General features: G+C 60.7%; 12 protein-coding genes and 1 pseudogene. 11 read left to right on the forward strand and 2 right to left on the reverse strand.

Annotated features, from left to right (window positions below; translation table 11 throughout):
• The first annotated feature begins 8 nt into the window (after positions 1 to 8).
• Entirely contained in the window at positions 9 to 1,607 is a 1,599-nt protein-coding gene (locus tag AB4Z48_RS28950) for a GAF domain-containing sensor histidine kinase (RefSeq protein WP_441620361.1), read from the forward strand.
• A 111-nt stretch (positions 1,608 to 1,718) separates the two neighbouring features.
• On the opposite strand, the gene AB4Z48_RS28955 is transcribed toward AB4Z48_RS28950, so the two are convergent.
• Positions 1,719 to 2,792 (reverse strand): LysR family transcriptional regulator, encoded by a 1,074-nt coding sequence (locus AB4Z48_RS28955; RefSeq protein ID WP_441620363.1) that lies wholly within the window; start codon positions 2,790 to 2,792, stop codon positions 1,719 to 1,721.
• An 18-nt stretch (positions 2,793 to 2,810) separates the two neighbouring features.
• A complete protein-coding gene (locus tag AB4Z48_RS28960; protein WP_441620365.1) occupies positions 2,811 to 3,563 on the reverse strand; it encodes an SDR family oxidoreductase in 753 nt (250 codons plus the stop codon).
• Between the two features lie 903 nt (positions 3,564 to 4,466).
• Here AB4Z48_RS28960 and AB4Z48_RS28965 point away from each other — a divergent pair.
• From AB4Z48_RS28965 to AB4Z48_RS29010, 10 genes and pseudogenes are all read left to right on the forward strand, one after another.
• Positions 4,467 to 4,967: an Ohr family peroxiredoxin gene (locus AB4Z48_RS28965; protein WP_441620367.1), complete on the forward strand. Its 501-nt coding sequence runs from the start codon at positions 4,467 to 4,469 to the stop codon at positions 4,965 to 4,967.
• Positions 4,968 to 5,187: 220 nt separating this feature from the next.
• Entirely contained in the window at positions 5,188 to 5,667 is a 480-nt protein-coding gene (locus tag AB4Z48_RS28970) for a carboxymuconolactone decarboxylase family protein (protein ID WP_441620369.1), read from the forward strand.
• A 38-nt stretch (positions 5,668 to 5,705) separates the two neighbouring features.
• A pseudogene (locus AB4Z48_RS28975) lies at positions 5,706 to 6,078 on the forward strand (cupin domain-containing protein).
• 275 nt (positions 6,079 to 6,353) lie between these two features.
• On the forward strand, positions 6,354 to 7,766 hold the full coding sequence (locus AB4Z48_RS28980) for an efflux transporter outer membrane subunit (RefSeq protein ID WP_441620483.1): 1,413 nt from the start codon (positions 6,354 to 6,356) through the stop codon (positions 7,764 to 7,766).
• 33 nt (positions 7,767 to 7,799) lie between these two features.
• Entirely contained in the window at positions 7,800 to 9,152 is a 1,353-nt protein-coding gene (locus tag AB4Z48_RS28985) for an HlyD family secretion protein (RefSeq protein ID WP_441620371.1), read from the forward strand.
• 87 nt (positions 9,153 to 9,239) lie between these two features.
• Entirely contained in the window at positions 9,240 to 10,802 is a 1,563-nt protein-coding gene (locus AB4Z48_RS28990) for a DHA2 family efflux MFS transporter permease subunit (protein ID WP_441620373.1), read from the forward strand.
• Between the two features lie 42 nt (positions 10,803 to 10,844).
• A complete protein-coding gene (locus tag AB4Z48_RS28995; RefSeq protein ID WP_441620375.1) occupies positions 10,845 to 11,852 on the forward strand; it encodes a bestrophin family protein in 1,008 nt (335 codons plus the stop codon).
• Positions 11,853 to 11,921: 69 nt separating this feature from the next.
• Positions 11,922 to 13,613 carry a patatin-like phospholipase family protein gene (locus AB4Z48_RS29000; RefSeq protein ID WP_441620377.1) on the forward strand — a complete coding sequence of 564 codons (1,692 nt, stop codon included), beginning with the start codon at positions 11,922 to 11,924 and terminating at the stop codon, positions 13,611 to 13,613.
• Positions 13,614 to 14,681: 1,068 nt separating this feature from the next.
• Entirely contained in the window at positions 14,682 to 15,269 is a 588-nt protein-coding gene (locus AB4Z48_RS29005; protein ID WP_441620379.1) for a glutathione S-transferase N-terminal domain-containing protein, read from the forward strand.
• Between the two features lie 138 nt (positions 15,270 to 15,407).
• The gene (locus AB4Z48_RS29010) at positions 15,408 to 17,120 is read left to right on the forward strand and encodes a thiamine pyrophosphate-dependent enzyme (RefSeq protein WP_441620380.1); all 1,713 of its coding nucleotides are present in this window, start codon (positions 15,408 to 15,410) and stop codon (positions 17,118 to 17,120) included.
• Positions 17,121 to 17,201: the final 81 nt, after the last annotated feature.

A 17,201-nucleotide genomic window follows, 5' to 3' on the forward strand; every position in this document is an offset into this window, starting at 1 on the left:
TAGCGATCATGCTGCATTCCATCCCTATACCGCCCGAAACCGTCAAGAAGTGGCAAGAGATTGTCAATCTGCTCGCCGAGATCATGCGCGTTCCTTCCGCACTGATCATGCAAGTAGAGCCGCCGAACATAAAGGTCTTCGTATCCAGCGAGTCCACAGGGAATCCTTACGATCCGGCCGAAACCGCGCCTTTGAACACGGGGCTGTATTGCGAGACCGTGATGAAGACGCGCCAACCGCTGCTTGTTTCTGACGCTCTCCAGGACGAGGCGTGGAAATCGAACCCTGATATCAAACTCGGAATGATCTCGTACCTGGGTGTCCCGATCAGTTGGCCCGATGGCGAGATCTTCGGAACGATTTGCGCGCTTGACAAAGAGAGAAACGACTATTGCGAGCCCTTCCTCAGGCTTCTGCTCATGTGCCGCGACGTGTTGCAGGCTGACTTGAAATCCTTGACGATACTGAACCAACAGCTTGAAGAGCGCGAAGCCAAGATCCAGCGCTTGGTCGACGCCGACATTATCGGCATCTTCATCTGGGAACTCGGAGGCCGCATCATCGAGGCCAACGACGCATTCCTCCGCATCCTGGGTTACGAACGTCGGGATCTCATCTGCAGTCACCTCCGCTGGATCGACCTGACGCCGCCGGAATGGCTGGAGCGCGATGTCCACCAATGGCTGCCAGAGCTCAGGAGGACTGGCCGACTGCAACCGTTCGAGAAGGAGTATTTCCGAAGGGATGGCAGCCGGGTGCCCGTGCTGATCGGCGTGGCGAGCTTCGATGAAAGCGCGGATCAGGGTGTCGCATTCGTGCTCGATTTGACCGAACGTAAGCGCGCGGAGGCCGAAGCGCGCGAAAGCGAGCGCCGCTACCGCGAGATCCAGACCGCGTTGGCACACGCAAACCGCATCACGACGATGGGGCAGATCACAGCCTCGATCAGCCATGAGCTGAAGCAACCAATCTTCGCGTGCGCCGCCAATGCCGAGGCGGGTCTACGCTGGCTTGGCGCCCGGCTGCCAAATTTGGAGGAGGTTCGGCTGGCGTTGGAGCGTATCACCAACGACGCAAAGCGCGCCGGCGAGATCATGAACCGCATACGTGGTCTCGTCAAAAATGCCCCGATGTATATGGAATGTGTCCAGATCAACGAAGCGATTCGTGATGTCATTACCCTGACGCGCGGTGAAGCCATGAAACACAACGTTTCCGTGCAGATGGAGCTTGCAGAGGACCTGCCACTCGTTCAAGGCGACCGGGTACAACTCCAACAGGCGATGCTGAACCTGATTGTCAACGCCATTGAAGCGATGAGCACGGTTGACGACGGACCGCGGGAACTGACGATTAGCACCAGCAAGGATGAGCCGAGTGCCGTCCTTGTAGCGGTGCGCGATTCGGGGCCGGGTGTCGCAGCCGAGAACATCGCGCACCTCTTTGAGCCGTTCTATACGACGAAGAGCGGGGGAATGGGCATCGGGCTGTCCATATGCCGCTCGATCGTACAAGCGCACGGCGGAACGCTACGGCTGGACGCGAATATGACTCGCGGCGCCGTATTTCAGTTTACCGTGCCCGCCTATCCTACCGATTTGTCCTGATAGCGCCTCCATTGCATCGTCCGGATGCCGATAAGGCATGGTAAGCACCGAAGTCATCCCGGGGTAGGCACTTACCGAGCCCCTCGGCGTTTCCTCTTTAGCACCAATGCGTCAGTCCGTAACATGAAGGGGCCAGGCGAGGCGACCACCACCGCGGACACCGTTGTCCGCATTGAATTCAGTCAGACAATTCAGGTCGAGTGCACGGATTTTCTCCGTCATGAAGTCGATGAAGACGCGAATGCGAGTCGGCAAGTGTTGCCGACTGAGGTAGCAGATGTAGTGCCCTCGGTCATCGGGGGCATGCCCGGCCAGCGCCATGACGAGTTCGTTAGCTGCGAAGTGGTCGCAGACCTGGTAGCCGGCCATCTGTGCAATGCCCCGTCCCTCCAGAACCGCTTGCAGCACCAGATCGGCATCGTTGAACGTGAGACGGGCAGTCGGCATGTATTTCCGCACGTGACCGTCGACCTTGAATTCCCATTCGAACACCCGGCCGCTGGAAAAGCGGAAGTTGATGCACTCGTGCTGGCTCAGATCGTCCAGCGTCTGCGGCAGGCCGTGTGTGGCCACATAGGATGGCGCCGCGCAAAGCGCCATCTGCATCGGAATGAGTTGCTTGGCAATGATGCTGGAGTCCTCGATGCGGCCTTTGCGGAACGCGACGTCGATTTTCTCGGAGGCAAAGTCGGTCGGCCGGTCGTCGAGCAGCAGATCGATGCCGATCTCGGGGTAGGCTTTCATGAATATCTCCAGCAGCGGCGCGACCACCTTTCTGCCGAAACCTACCGTCGAGCTGATACGGACAATGCCGCGCGGCGGGCCCTGGCGCAGCTCCAGCATGTCATTCATGGCCTCTACGATGTGCGTGACACCCTGGTGACAGTTCTCGAAGAACCGTTGGCCTTCGCTCGTCAATTGAGTGGTGCGCGTGGTGCGCAAAAAGAGTCGCGTACTCAACAATGCTTCGAGTTTCTGGACGTTCCGGCTGACTGCTGGTCTGCCGATGCCCAAACGCTCGGCGGCCTTGGTGAAACTCCCCTCGTTCGCCACGGCTATGAATGCCATGATGCCTGTATAACTCGCGGCAAAACTCGTGGACAACGCGTCAGCGCGATTCGGCAAGCTGAGACGAATGCCGCGCTCCGATGAGTCTGATTGATCATTTCCGCTGGCCCGAAACATGTCGTTGGTAGCCCGGGATCAGTCTTTTTTGGCCTGCGCGAGCCACTGGTCGAGACTGATGCGGCCAATCCGCGCGTCGCCGAGCGGCACGAGCGACTGTTGTTCGACACGCCCGCCGTAGTACCGCGCGTCGCGATCCGTCACTACCGGGCGTGCGTCGCCCACTGATTTTAGATAACGCGCGACGATGTCCGCGAAGGGTGCGCGGTCCGGGCCCGCGATCTCGACCGTGCCGTTCAGCGGGGCAGCGAGTGCAACCTGTGCGAGAGCGCTCGCGACGTCATTCGCGGCGATCGGCTGAAACAGCCCATCGCCGACGCGCGCTGTGCCGCCCTCAGTGCTGAAATCCGCGATACCGCCGATGAATTCCATGAATTGCGTCGCGCGCACGATCGTGTATGGCACCCCCGCTGCTTCGACCCCCTCCTCCTGCGCGACCTTGGCAGCGAAATACGCGTTCTCCGCCATGCGGTCGGCGCCGACGATCGACAGCGCGACGTGATGGCGCACGCCTGCGGCCACTTCAGACTTGCCGAGATTGCGCGCCGAGGTGCGGAAGAAATCGAGCACCGCCTGGGGCTCCCATGACGGCGCATTCGTCACATCCACGACGACGTCCGCGCCCGCGAGCGCGTCGCTCAGGCCGTCGCCCGTAACTGTGTTCACACCGCTGCGCGGCGACGCGGCGAGCACCTCGTGGCCCGCCTTGCTGAGCAGCGCGGCAACACGCGAGCCGATCAGGCCGGAACCACCGATTACGACGATCTTCATGGCAAATTCTCCCATATGAAAGGAAATGGTTGCGCGGAGGCGCCTGGCGGGTCTCATATCGCGTAATAACGCTCGCCGCCGTCGCATCGCGTCAACCTAGACGAAGCGGCCATACCGGAGATTGGCCAGCATGCGATAACGGAGATGCCAACAATGCACGACACCAAGCACACCCCATGCGCAGAAATGTTCTGCTGTTATTGATCAACGCGTATCCATTTCTTGCATCAATTCCGTGGCCTGTATTGGTTGATCACTCAATGGCAAGCGCACTGACCTCAATGCTGCATTCTGCGCTGGTCAAAGCCGGTGAAGTTGTGAGCCGATTAACATGAGAGCTTCCAAGGCGAGGCACCACCAACGTACCTCCGTTGAAGTCACTATCGTAGGTACGAAGTCCATACCTGGGTAGATACGCATCAGAACACTCACTGTTTCCTCCTCGACACCAATTGGTGAAACTGCGGCACTGTTCCAGAAGCCAGTGGGCAGGCAGCTTGCGGACGACTCTGGCATAAGAGCCCGCATACGCCCGCTAACGTCGTCGAGTACTCTCGCCGAAAGACGCGCGGCTTCTACTCCAGGGCGCAATCCAACCGATGGACCTGGTTGCGAGGGAGTGCGGCTTTGGCAGCAAAGAGCGGATATGCGTGGCTTTACACTTCGGACTCTGCCCCCGCGAATACCGCCTGAAGGTGTATCGACAAGGCGCCAAGTTACGATCTTCTGCCAGCCAACCCCACCTTGATCGACCTTCTCCAGCACCAAGGCCGATGTAGGCTGCCTGCGCAGCGTCTGATTGATGCAAAGTTGGAAACACTGTGCGTCCCGAGCCGATCTGGTGCGGTCTCATGCTTTTACCTAGCATGCAATATTCGTCAACAGGCGCCTGGTGGATATCGTATGGACAACGAGAGATTGCAACCTCCACCCCTTACGTTGCTCGACAAGTACCGGGGGCAAGGATTCACTGCGCTCTATACGACAACGGTCACGGTGTCGGGGGGAGAGTCCGGACACGGCCGTGCATCGGGCGTCGCGAGATCCGACGATGACAACCTCATCCTCGATCTGCGATTGCCCCTCGCGCTGGGCGGGCCGGGAAGCGGCACCAATCCCGAGCAGCTTTTTGCCGCCGGCTACGCCGCTTGCTTTCATGGGGCGCTGAGTCTCCTGGCAAAGCGCGAGCGGATTGATATCCAAGGGGCAACGGTTGCGGTCGAGGTCTCTTTCGGCCGCGATCCTATGGACGGGGGCTATGCCCTGATTGCCGACGTTAGCGTCCGTATGCCGGGCGTAGACAGGCATGTCGCGGAAGAGCTCGTTCGCAATACGGAGCGCCTCTGCCCGTATGCAAAGATGGCCCGTGAGGGGATACGCAGCGTTGTCACGGTTTCGGGCTGAGCATTGGACCTCGATGCATGCCATCGACTGCGGTAAAAGTTCGTGGTTATCTTCAATGCCTGGCGGACAGATTGGTGTCGAAGCGGCAACAGAGTGCGCACCTTGCCGGTACTACTGCCCCCCCCGATGGACGGCTACGATGCATCCCAAGCAGGTCCTGCGGCAAATTGTTCGACGCAGGTTCGGCGAACACAACCCCTCCAGCTCAGGAACAAAGATCATGACGCAACGCCTCAACTACTTTCAGCACTCCTCGGAACTGACAAAAAAGCTCGTGGAGCTTGGCGCGCTGTTTGCGAAAACGACTATCGAGTCGCAGATCCGCGAACTCGTGGAGATTCGCGCGTCACAGCTCAACGGCTGCGCATTTTGCGTCGACATGCATATCAAAACGGCGAAGATCCACGGCGAGCGCGAACTGCGCCTGTATCACGTGATGGTCTGGCGCGAGTCGACACTGTTCTCGCCGCGCGAGCGCGCCGCGCTGGAATGGACCGAGGTGTTGACCCAGCTTCCCGCCCAAGGCGTGTCGGATGATATCTACGAACGAGTACGCACTCAGTATTCCGAAAAGGAGCTGTCAGATCTCACGTTCCTCGTGGGCGCGATCAATAACTGGAATCGCCTGAACGTAGCGTTTCGCATGGTGCCGGGCTCGTTGGACAAAATGTTCGGGCTCGACAAGGCCAATCTGGAGTAATGCCATGAAGGGGCGTCATTTCGATTGCGGCACCCCTGATGTTGTCGTGCCTGCTGGTTGCACAGCCGGCAGTCGCCGAGCCGGAGGCCAAAGTCACGCCGCTGGCCACGGAGCTGTTGCCCGAATATCCGGGCAAGGAAGCCCAGATGATCGTCGTGGAGTATCCGCCAGGCAGTGTCGATCCCGTGCACCGTCACCACGGGCACGCCTTCATTTATGTGATCGAGGGCAGCATCGTCATGGGGGTTAAGGGCAGCAAGGAGGTGACGCTCAAGGCTGGCGATACGTTCCACGAAGGGCCGCAACGACATCCATACCGTCGGACGTAATGCCAGTTCCACGCAGCCGGCCAGGTTTGTCGTTTTCCTGCTCAAGAACAAGGGCGCACCGATCCTGACCCCGGTGAAGTAGAAGAGCCGTTCGCGCAGGCACCGGCAACGCCGGTGCATCTTCTGCGGATAGGAATGACTCCACCGCAGTGTTCCTGCCGCGCTCCCTGTTTTCCAAGAGAGACGATCCGTCGGTCCGCACGCGACCGGGGGGCGGCTCTTTGCCATTCGACACAACACCTGAGCAGGATCATGAGCATGTCGACAACGATTCCCTCGCGCCGCGATCTGCTGATCGTCGCATCGCAGCGCCATCATCGAGCGCGCCGCTTCGCCGGACCCGCCGTTTCCGCGCTGATGGTCGCCGCGTTGGCCGGCTGTGCCAACTATGCCGGCATCAAGAGCGACAAGCACATCACCGACGCCACCAGCTACGCCACCACGCAGAGCATCCCCGCCGAGCAAGGCCGCTGGCCCTCAGCCGACTGGGCCGGCCAGTTCGGCGACACGCAACTCAAAGCGCTGATCGACGAGGCGCTGATCGGCAGCCCTTCGCTCGAAAAGGCCCGTGCCCGCGTGGCCGCCGCTACCGCGTTCAGCGAAGGCGCCAACGCCAACACATTGCCGCAAGTGGGTGCCGGTTACTCCTGGACGCGCCAGCGCTTTTCGGAAAGTACGCTGATACCGCCCCCCTTCGCTGGCTCGTGGCAGTCCGAGAACAAGGGCTTCATTAATGCATCGTATGAACTCGACCTGTGGGGCAAAAACCGGGAGGCGCTCAAGTCTGCGGTGTCCGCGCTGCGTGCCAGCGAGGCCGAGGCGGAACAGGTCAAGCTGGCACTCAGCAGCGCAATTGCCCGTGCCTATAACGAACTAGCGCGCCTCTACGCGCTGCATGACATCGCCAAGGATGAAGTGAAGCAGCGCCGCGAAGTGCTGCGCGTGTCCAACGGGCGCGTCACCATGGGCCTGGATACCGAGGTCGAAAAGCGCACCGCGGAAGCCAACCTGGCCGCAAGCGCAGTTGCGTTGTCCTCGCTAGCCGGCGGCATCCAGCGCACGCGCTACCAGCTGGGCGCATTGCTCGGACAGGGCCCGGACCGCGGCATGGCGATCGACCGTCCGGCCCTCGAAGTCGGCGACGACGTCCGCCTACCCGACAACCTGCCGGCCGATCTGGTTTCGCGGCGCCCGGATATCGTCGCCGCGCGCTGGCGCGTGGACGCGATCCTTCACGACATCAAGGTGGCCAAGGCCGAGTTCTATCCGGACATCAACCTGAGCGCCATGATCGGCCTCGATGCCTTTGGCTGGGGCCGCTTCCTGCGGGCCGCCAGTCGCACCGCCTCGTTTGGGCCTGCGATTCACCTGCCGATCTTCGACGGAGGAGCACTGCGCGCCCAACTCAAGGGCCGCTATGCCGAATTCGACTTCGCCGTGGCCAACTACAACGAGACTCTGGTCAATGCCTTGACCGATGTTGCCACGCAACTCTCGGACATCCGTGCTATCGACACGCAGATCGACAATGCCGTGCGTACCGATACCGCCGCGCAACGCGCTCTGACCTTGGCGCTGGCGCAATACAAGGCTGGCCTGACCACGCAACTGACGGTGCTGAATGCACAGACCAACGCGTTGGCCAGCAGGCAGATACTCGCCAACCTGCGCATGACGCGTCGCGACCGGCAGGTCGCGTTGGCCGCTGCGCTGGGCGGCGGCTATACGGATACCTTTTACTCGACCGGACAAGCGGCGCTCGCCCGCTGATTCCGCTTTCAGTGAACACGAACAGGTGACGCCATGCACGAAACGACCAATTCCGCCCCCGCCGCTGAACAGATCAGCGCCCAGTCAACCGCCGGCACCCGGCCCGCCAGCAAGGACACCCGCAAGCACCTGCTTGCCCTGGTCGGCTTAACCACAGCGCTCGCGGCAGCCAGCTACGGCGTGTACTACTACACAGTGGCTCGATTCCACGAGGAAACCGATGACGCCTATGTCAATGGCAACCTGATCCAACTCACGCCGCAAGTGAGCGGCACGGTGGTAGCAGTCAACGCCGACGATACACAGATCGTCAAGGCCGGYGAGCCCATAGTCACGCTCGACGCTGCCGATGCAAAGATTGCGCTCGCCAATGCCGAGGCAGCGCTTGGCCAGACCGTGCGGCAAGTTAGCGCGCTCTATCTCAACAACAATGTACTGGCCGCGACGGTGCAGCAGCGCCAGACCGACCTCGCTCGCGCAAAGGACGATCTGCGCCGCCGCACCGAGGTTGTCGAATCCGGTGCGGTGGCCGCCGAAGACGTCGCCCACGCCCGCGACGCACTCAAGGCCGCCGAAGCCGCGCTCGAGACCGCGCGTCAGCAGCTTGCCTCCAACCATACACTGACAGACCAGGCCACCGTTGCCGACCATCCCAGCGTCCTGGCCGCCGCGTCCAAAGTGCGGGAAGCCTACTTGGCCCATGCTCGCAACACACTTCCCGCGCCCGTCACCGGCTACGTGGCGCGCCGCTCCGTGCAGGTTGGCCAGCGCGTGGCCCCCGGCAACCCGCTGATGGCCATTGTGCCGCTCGACGGCGTGTGGGTCGACGCCAATTTCAAGGAAGTTCAGCTCCAGCACATCCACATCGGCCAGCCGGTTGAACTGCATGCCGACCTGTATGGCAGCAATGTGACCTACCACGGCAAGGTGGTGGGCTTCTCGGCCGGCACCGGCAACGCGTTCTCGGCCCTACCCGCGCAGAATGCCACCGGCAACTGGATCAAGGTGGTGCAGCGCGTGCCCGTGCGCGTTCAGCTCGATCCGGCGGAGTTGCGCGAGCATCCGTTGCAAATCGGTCTGTCGATGCAGATCGACGTGAAAACGCGCAAGGAAGACGGCTTGCGCCTCGCGAGTGGCAGCCGCAGTGGTAACGAAGCGCCGTACCGCACGACCTATCGCACCGACGTGTTCCAGCGCTTCGGCGAGGAAGCCGATCGCGAAATCGCGCGGATCGTCTCGCAGAACCGTAACGGTACAGCCAGCGCGGAACTGGCGGCTGAACACGCGGCGCAACAAAAGCAGAAGGCCGGACCCCACCCGGCACGGCGCAGTATGCAAGCGGCCCCAGGCGCGTCAGCACATCGCGCCGAGTCGCCAGCCGCATAGGCAGCGCGCTCCGGCAATGGCCTGCCTCTGCTCATAGAGCTGACGCAACGGTTATATCACTCGTCACATCCAACCCGCGAACGCATCATGCAGTCCCAAGCCCAGACCACACTCGTGCCAATCCCATTGACCGGAGCCAAACTTGTAGCGGGTAGCTTCGCCGTGGCTCTCGCCACTTTCATGAACGTGCTGGACTCGTCGATCGCCAACGTCGCGATCCCGACGATTTCCGGCAACCTTGGCGTCTCCGTGGACGAAGGCACCTGGGTCATTACACTGTTCGCCGCCGCTAACGCCGTGGCAATACCGCTGACCGGCTGGTTAACCCAGCGCGTCGGCCAGATCCGCCTGTTCGTGGGTGCCATCCTCATGTTCGTGCTGTCGTCGTGGCTGTGCGGCATCGCACCCAACCTGGCCATGCTGTTGGCCGCGCGCATATTGCAGGGCGTGGTAGCGGGCCCCCTGATTCCGCTCTCGCAATCGATCCTGCTGTCCTCCTATCCCAAGGAGAAGAATGCCGTGGCACTTGCGCTGTGGGCGATGACGGCCACGGTTGGGCCCATCGCCGGCCCGGCCCTGGGCGGGTGGATGACCGACAGCTATTCGTGGTCGTGGATCTTCTACATCAATGTCCCTGTCGGACTGTTCGCTGCAGCCGTCACCTGGGCGATCTACCGTGACCGCGAAACGCCGACGCGCAAGCTGCCGATCGACCTCGTGGGCCTGGCCTCGCTCATCACCTGGGTAGCGTCGCTGCAGATCATGCTCGACAAGGGCAAGGACCTGGACTGGTTCAGCTCGCCGGTCATTGTCACCCTTGCCATCGTCGCGCTGCTCAGCTTCCTTTTCTTCGTGATCTGGGAACTGACCGAAGCGAATCCGATCGTCGACCTGCGCCTGTTCAAGGGCCGCAATTTCCTGACCGGTACGGTCGCCATCTCGGTGGCCTTCGCCGTTTTCTTTGCTAACCTGGTCGTCCTGCCTCAGTGGATGCAGCAATACCTGGCATACCCCGCCGTCGACGCCGGTCTGGCGATGGCGCCGCTGGGCATCTTTGCCGTTCTGCTTGCGCCGGTGGTGGGCAAGATCCTGCCCAGGTCGGACCTGCGCGTCCTCGCCACACTTTCCTTCCTCGGCTTTGCCGGCGTGTTCTTCATGCGCTCGCAGTACAGCATCGGCGTAGACACTTTCACGCTTGTACTGCCGACATTGCTGCAAGGCATTCCAACCGCGCTGTTCTTCGTCCCGCTGACGGCAATCATCCTGTCGGGCCTGCCGCCGGAAAAAATGCCGGCCGCCGCCGGCCTGTCCAACTTCGTCAGGGTGTTCTGTGGCGCAGTGGGCACGTCGCTGGCCACGACCGGCTGGAACAACCGGGCCGTGCTGCACCACGCGCGCCTTGTGGAGCAGGCCAGCCCGAACAACCCACTGTATGGCGCGGCCATCAATTCGATCCAGTCCACTCTTGGCTTATCCCCCCAGCAAGCCATTGCCTGGTTCGAGCGCAGCCTGAACACGCAAGCCATCATGCTCGGCCTAAACGACATATTCTGGATTTCAGGCGTGATCTTCGCCGCCATCATTCCGTTGATCTGGTTCACGAAGCCCGACAAGGGGGCCATGTCCGGCACCGCGGCCTCCGCCCACTGATACTCGGCCTGCGTTCTGCCACACTGCCGCGAGATGCGCATCATGCACTTGGGAAAATCGTACACATTATTCGAATTCACGCTCTGGTCGAGACGGCAACTCTATGCCTCCCTCGCATGCAGTTCGCTGCCCGTTTTCCTCTACCAGTTCCTCGGGGTGAAATGGCTGTCGATCCCGGTCTCCGTTGTGGTGCTGCTGGGCACGGCCACGTCATTCATCGTGGGTTTCAGGAACGTGCAGACCTACGGCAGGGCCCTGGAGGCACAGCAGATCTGGACTGACATCCTGAATGGCAGCCGGAGTCTGGGTGTGATGAGCCGGGACTTTCCGGCAGGACCGGCGGCGGGGCGAGAACTGATTCTCCGGCATTGCGCGTGGCTGACGGCACTCCGCTATCAACTGAGAAGCCCACGCATCTGGGAAAATGCGGGCAAGGTAGCCAATGTGGAGTACCGGAAATACTACCGGGTTCCCGAGTGGGAGACGCCATTGGAACTGGCGCTTGCGCGCTATCTGCCACTGGCCGAACTCGACTCGGTTCTGCACGCCGAGAGCAGGACAACCCGCTTGCTGGGAACGCAAGCGGCAACAATCAGGCGGTTGCTTGATGTCGGCGAGATCAGCAATGCCTTCTATCTGGAATTCGTTGGATCAATCAGGGGCCTCTTCGCGCAGCAAGGAAGGGCAGAGCGTGTCAAGGACTATCCATATCCCAGGCAATACGAGGTCATAAACAAGCTCTTTGTCCGTACCTTTTGCCTGCTGCTGCCCTTCGGCATTCTTACGGAGTTCGAAAAGCTCAATGACAGCGTTTCAGGCGTCATGCATGGCAATATGATCTGGCTGGTCATTCCATTCAGCACGATGATCTCGTGGATGTACCTAGTGCTGGAGCAGGTGGGTGAAAGCACGGAAAACCCGTTCGAAGGAAACCCCAATGACGTGCCCATGGCGCAGATCAGCTGGAAGATCGAAAGCGAGCTCATGGACATGCTTGGCGAGAAGAGCGATGTCCTCGAACCAACGACAGAGCACGGTATTGTCCTCTAGACCATTCACTGGCCCGCCGGACGCCTGCCCTTCGGGCGGGGCGCGAACGTCTGCATCAGGCGATTTTGGGTGATCGTCCCTTTGCTGCAGATTGATACGGCGACCGTCCGGAAAGCCTCTCGCAGCGAGGCTTTCCGACTTCCCTTTATATCGAGAATGTCGAGTCTTTCGCAAATCGTTGATTCACAGGAAATTTGGGAGCGCGACCGTATCAACTTGCAGCAAAAGAACGATCCCCCCTTTCTGCGGGCCGCCACCACGCCGAGCACGTTCCTGACCTCGTCCAATGTGAGTTTCGACATGACCACACTCTTCGCCACAAAAGCAGCCTGCCTTGGCAAATGGGGGGCAGGGAGTGAGCGACGCGCCTGCGGCAGGGCCTACCACACGCTGATGCTACTTCTACTTGCGGGACTCAGTGCCTGCGGGTCGCTTCCTCACAATGCTCCGCGCAATCTGCCTCAGGCCGCGGCTGGCAGCGCATCCGCGGCCATGCGCGAACCCATCGACGTCGTCGACCAGACAGCCATCGCCATGTCGTTCTCTGGCGGTGGCACGCGAGCCGCAGCCTTCGCCTTCGGGGCGCTGCAGGGGCTCAACGCCATGAGAGGTCCTGGGGGCGCGTCCCTGCTCGACGACGTCGCATTCATTAGCAGCGTGTCCGGAGGCTCCATCACCGCTGCGTACTACGGTCTGCACGGCACGGCCAGCCTGGCGACCTTTCGATCAGTGCTCCTGAAGAACGGAGAGGCGGGACTTCGCTTCAGTCTCCTGAATCCGGTCAACGTTGCACGCCTCTTCGCGGGGGGGCTCAACGATCGGGAAGATCTCCAGACATGGCTCGACGAAGACGTGTTCAAGGGCGCGACGTACGCCGACATGTTCCGCCGCGGCAAGCCAATCGTTTGGATCAATGCCACGAACGTCTACTACCGGGTCGCGTTTCCGTTCAGCCAGTTGGCATTCGATGCGCTATGCAGTGATCTTGCGAGCTTTCCCGTTTCCGAGGCCGTCGCCGCATCCATGGCGGTCCCGCTCTTCTTCGCACCGATCGTCCTTCAAAAGCATCCCGAGGCTTGTAGCGCACCGCTGCCGAACCTTGACCACGCCCAGGCGCCTGGGCGATCGCTGCTGCGTGGCGCGTTGGCAAACGCCGTTCGCGGTCTCAGGGACACGTCGAAGGGAAAGTACATCAAGCTGGTCGACGGCGGGGTGTCCGACAACTACGGATTGGCTACCATTCTACAATCGCGCCTGCTGCTGGGCACGGCTTATGGTCCCATGAGCGAGAACGACGCGATCAAGGTGCGGCGGCTACTTTTCATCGTTGTTGACGCCGGTCAGGGCCCGCGCGGCGATTTGAACCAAAGCCAGATTGGCCCATCCGGAATCGAAGTCGCAAGCGCGGCCATCGACGCGGCAATGGCGACCAACGTTCGAATGAGCTATGACGCCTTCGTTCCCATGATGCAGCAGTGGCGCGACGACCTCTTGGCCTATCGGTGTGGGATGCCGTATTCTCGGCAGCAGGAGATCGCTGCACGCCTCCCAGGCTGGCGGTGCGACGAAGTCGATTTCTTCGTCACGCGGATATCGTTTGAGGTCCTCGACAAGGAGCGTGCTGCAAGTCTGAACGATCTGCCGACCAGACTTCGTCTGCCCGAGAAAGACGTCGATAGCCTGATCGAAGCGGGAAGGGATGCCATCCTTGGCAACCCGGTGATCCGCGAGTTCGAGCGCGAATCGACTGCGGCGCGATAGTCCCGCGGCACGCGGCGTGGGTGAGGCCGCGCTCTTGCTGCTCAGCCGCGGCGCTCTCCTGGCGGAGGCACGCTCCGCACGGCCGATCTCGACGCTAAGGCGCCCCGACTCCCAGATGACCGTGGTCCCTTTCCGGCCATCTACGGCCAGTGGTCCGCGCCACTATATGGACATTTGAATGTCGCCTTCGCCCAGACAACGGCCCCTCGCGTGCCGACCGTGTCCGTCGCGTTGTCGGCCGAAGCGGCCGTTCACGCTTTTCCGACCGCAACTTGTGGGCAATGTCAGGTTCCTAACGGGGCCAACCGAGGCTGTCGCCCCCTATGCGGATAGTTGCGACCTACACCGAGCGACGGCGTACTTTGCGAAGGGGGCACGGTGAAGTACGCCTGGATCGACGAGCACCGGGCCAGTACAGCGCGAGCCGCGCTTCGCCAGCATCGGGCCGTCTGGCGCAGCGGCAATCGCCAGTAGCGCGTCGAACCTGCAGTGGTCTCTCGGGTGTTGACTTGCATGCGAGCCTGCCCCGTATTTTGCAAGTGCCGGTGACCTGGCTTGGCGACACCACCTACGCGGCGGATCTAGGACCTCAGGCGGAAGCTGTGGGTCAGCCAAAAATGCAAAGATGGGTCAAACGACGGAAGCGAAAGCCGCCGCCAAAGACGGGCAAGCGACTCCCGCGCCAGATCCGTAGTGATTTTACGGCATCTTTGGTTCGACAGATCGCCATCCCCATGCTGAAACGGTCTAACTGCTATAGACAATATGCCATTGCAAGTTCGTTGCGCTTGTACCAAATTGGCGGTAAGCGTGCGGCGCCCGTCTCACCTTCCTCGGTGGCGAGCACCGGCTTCCAATTGCATAGGTAGCGTAGAGAACGTATGGGAATTTCCAGGATAGTCAGAGCGTGCGATCGGGTGCAGAACCGCGCACTATCCTGCGAGGCGCTTCGCGAGCCGTTAGCAGGGGGGCGATGGCGTGTGGCCGGTATGCCGTGGTGATGCCGCTTAGCGTGCGGAACCGATGGGTGGCAAAGCCGATGCCGGTACCCGGAAACCGGCAGCGATAATGGAGCTGCTCTACAGTCCCGACTCGCCATATGCCAGGAAAGTGCGGGTTGCGGTGCGTGAGAAAGGCTTGCTCGACATCATCGACGAGGTCGTAGTGAATCCCAACGGGAACGGCGCCGAGCTGCTTTCCCTGAATCCTCTGGCCGAGGTGCTGACCTTGCAGCGCGGTAACGGGTCATTGTTCGACAGTCCACTGATCTGTGAGTACCTGGATGGACTGTCACCGATCGAGTCTCTGATTCCGCGAGCCTTTGAACCACGAATCGACGTGCTTAGGCTGCAAGCGATAGCCGACGGAGTCATGGGCGCTACGATGGCTTTCTTTCTTGAGGCGCGAAGAACTGATACGCAGCCCTGGCTTCTCCGGAGGGAGGAGACGATTCGACGTAGCGTGGGGGTGCTGGCGGAGCGCTGGCTCCCTTCGCATACAAACCTCGGCAGCATTTCCGTGGCTTGTGCTCTGGACTACCTCTCTTTTCGGTGCCCGGACATTGAGTGGCGAAAGGAGTATCCCTCTCTGGGGGCCTGGCTTGATCTTTATGTCGATCGACCAAGCTTCTGCGAGACTGCGCCACCGAAGCACTGAAGGTAGTTGAGGAATACGGCCCGGGCAATGTCCTGGCAAGGTTCCGATCTAAGTGGTGCCTAAAAAGCATAGCTGATATAAAAGCCAACCAATTGATGGATAGCCAGATCGGTAGAAGAATAAGGCCATAGCAACTCCATGGAGACGCAGCACACGCTGCACGGAAAAATGACACGCACTAAGACCGCTACCTCTTCCCACTCGATGCTCTCTGTCTTTGCCGCCAATGGTATTGATCGGGTGTTTCTCGTGCCCGGTGAAAGCTACCTAGGCATCCTGGATGCCCTCAATGAATTTCCGGAGATTGATGTCATAACTTGCCGGCATGAAGGCGGGGCCGGCTTCATGGCATGCGCCGATGGCCGGTTGACCCGCCGGCCTGGCGTTGTGATGGTAAGCCGCGGTCCGGGCGCCACTAATGCATCGATTGCCGTCCACACTGCCCAGCAGGACGCCATACCACTGATCCTTGTGGTCGGCCAGATTCCAAAGGCGGATCTCCGAAAGGAGGCCTTTCAAGAAATCGACTATCAGCAGATGTTTGGGTCAATCGCGAAGTGGGTGGTCGAAGTGACCGACCCGGCCAAGCTGGCGGACGCGGCGTTTAAGGCGATCCGCATTGCGACTTCGGGCACGCCGGGTCCTGTCGTAATGGTCGTGCCGGAGGATATCCAGCAGCAGGAAGTTGTACAGCCAGTCTGGCAGGCAGTCCGGCACGAAGCTGTGGTACCAACAGAAGAATCCCTGGCCAAGGTCGCGGCGTTGCTGGACCACGCTAGACGTCCGCTGATTATCGCAGGTGGTGCGTTGGATTCGCCAGCCGGGCGCCATGCGCTGCAGAATCTTGCGGAGAAGTTTCATGTCCCGGTCGCGGTCTCTTTCCGGCAGCACGACATTTTCCCTTGCACGCACCAGTTGTTCGTTGGCGAGTTGGGTCTCGCCAACCCGAAGGACCAGATCGAAGCGTTTGGGACGAGCGACCTGATCATCGCACTGGGTACTCGTCTTGGCGATATCACGAGCCAGGGCTATACGTTTCCCGCGCTTCCGAAACCCCATCAGAACCTTGTTCACGTTTATCCGGATGAGCATATAGTCGGCCTTCATTTCGCTCCCGACATTGGGCTCCTGTGCGACCCCGAACTGTTCGCGGCACAGCTCGCAAATTGCGCGTGCACCTCGATCCCGAGTGAACGCATGGAATGGGCAGGCAATCTGGGGGCTATCCACAAACGAATCTCCGCTTGGCCTCTGCTCCAGGCGAGCGACGGTGTACCCTTTGTAAAGGTGGTGGAAAGGCTTGCCAATGTTGCCCCCAAGAACACCATTGTCTGTCTCGACGCGGGCACGTTCGCAGCTCCTGTCTACCGGCACTTCCCGTTTGTTTTCCCGCAGCGCCTGATGGCTCCTCTCTCCGGCGCAATGGGTTATGGTACGCCGTCGGCGGTGGCCTCTCAACTGCGGTTGAAGGATCATACTGTCGTGTGCCTAGTTGGGGACGGTGGCTTCCTGATGACGGGAAATGAAATCATTGCTGCGGTGGAACGGAATCTGCCGATCCTCTTTATTCTGTCTAACAACAATTGTTATGGCTCCATTCGTGTGCACCAAGAAAAGACCTATCCGGGTCGCCACGTCGGGACGACACTAAGCAATCCGGACTTCATAGGGATCGCCCGTTCGTTCGGTGTTGAGGCGGAGCGCCTCACGAAGCTGGAAGAGATCGACGCCGCCATTGCGCGTGGTCTGGATGCTCGACGCCCCTATTTCATTGAGGTGCAGTCGAGCCTCTCTGCCATCCTTCCCGGCACGAAATCGGAGGTGGCGGCCGTCGAACGATCCGGCAATTAAATCAGATGAATCAGGTCTCGACGTAGGAACTGCGCAACGAGGGAACATCCGCGCTCGGTTCTGTATATGAGACACGCCTGG

The sequence above is a fragment of the Cupriavidus sp. 2TAF22 genome (assembly GCF_052115045.1).
Lineage (GTDB): Bacteria > Pseudomonadota > Gammaproteobacteria > Burkholderiales > Burkholderiaceae > Cupriavidus.